At 63.5% G+C, this 1,388-nt stretch carries 1 protein-coding gene; it reads right to left on the reverse strand.

Going from position 1 to position 1,388, the window contains the following annotated elements:
* A partial coding sequence (locus tag FXO23_RS50485; protein ID WP_246258687.1) for a beta-ketoacyl synthase N-terminal-like domain-containing protein occupies positions 1 to 1,338 on the reverse strand: 1,338 nt, incomplete at its 3' end.
* Positions 1,339 to 1,388 lie beyond the last annotated feature (50 nt).

Consider the following 1,388-nt stretch of genomic DNA (forward strand, 5'->3'; position numbering starts at 1 on the left):
GAACGGCGCCAGCATCAAGTTCACCCCCGCCACCACCGCCACGTCACAATCACCCGAAGCAACCGCCGCCGACGCCTGATGAAAGGCCACCAATCCCGACGAACACGCCGTATTCACCGACACCACAGGCCCCGACAAATCCAAAAAATACGACAAGCGGGACGCCAAAATCGCATTCGAGTTCGACGTCACCCCGGCCCCGCCGAAGTACTGGTAGTCGCCTTCCTCCGCACCCACAAACACACCCACCCGGCGACCGGACAACAGCCCAGCCGTCAACCCCGCATCCTCCAACCCGTGCCAGCACTCCTGCAACACCAACCGCTGCCGAGGATCCATCCCCACCGCCTCACGCGGCGACACCTCGAAAAACAACGGATCAAACTCATCCACCCCCAACACAAACCCACCCACGACCCCAGAAACATCAACCCCGGAGTCCTCCGACCACAGGCCGGCCCGATCCTCGGGCAGGCCACCAATGGCGACCCCGCCCGACACCAGCAGCTCCCACAACCCGGAAACGCCGCCCGCGCCCGGAAAACGACCCGCCATCCCCACCACGGACACGCCCGCGGAACCCGGCGCGCTCGACGCAGCTTGCGCTGCCTGCATGGACTGCGCGGCAGGCGCGGTTCCCGAGCGTGGCACCGCCATAGCGTGGGGCGCGGGCTCGGCCGATTCCGCGGCGGCGAGGCCCGGATGTTCGGTGATCGCCTCGCCGAAACGGTTCACCAGGAAATCCGCCAGTCTGCCCAGCGTGGGATAACCGAAGAAAACGTCCGGTGTCACGGTCACGCTCAGCCTGTCGGATAAATCGGCGGCGAACTGCGCCAGCGACACCGAATCGAACCCGAAATCCGCGAGGTTGGTGACCATATCGATCCGGTCGAGGGGAATGTCGATAACCTCGCTGGCGGACTCGCTCAGTTCCCGCCGGATGCCGTCGAGAACCCCCCGCGACACCGAACCCGCCCCCGCGTGTTTGCCACTCATGTCACCGCGCTGGCCACTCGAGACCCGATCCGACCGATCCGCCACCCCCAAAAACCGATCAATCCGAACCCGATCACCCACCATCACCAAATGATGACCACGCCCCTGACCCAACAACACCTCCAAAACACCCAACCCCCGCACCCCATCCAACAACTCCTGACCAGACGACCCCAAATACAGCCGCGTCGCCTCATCATCACCAAACCCCATCCCCTCACTCGCCCACAACGGCCACGACACCACCACCCGACGACCACCACCCCCAACACCACCACGACCCCACGCCACCAAAAACCGATTACCAAACGCATAATCCCCATTACCAAAATCACCAACCACCGCCGACAACGACGAAAACAAACACACATCAACAACCCGAGACCCCAACA

Origin of the sequence: Amycolatopsis anabasis (assembly GCF_009765355.1) — a bacterium.
Lineage (GTDB): Bacteria > Actinomycetota > Actinomycetes > Mycobacteriales > Pseudonocardiaceae > Amycolatopsis > Amycolatopsis anabasis.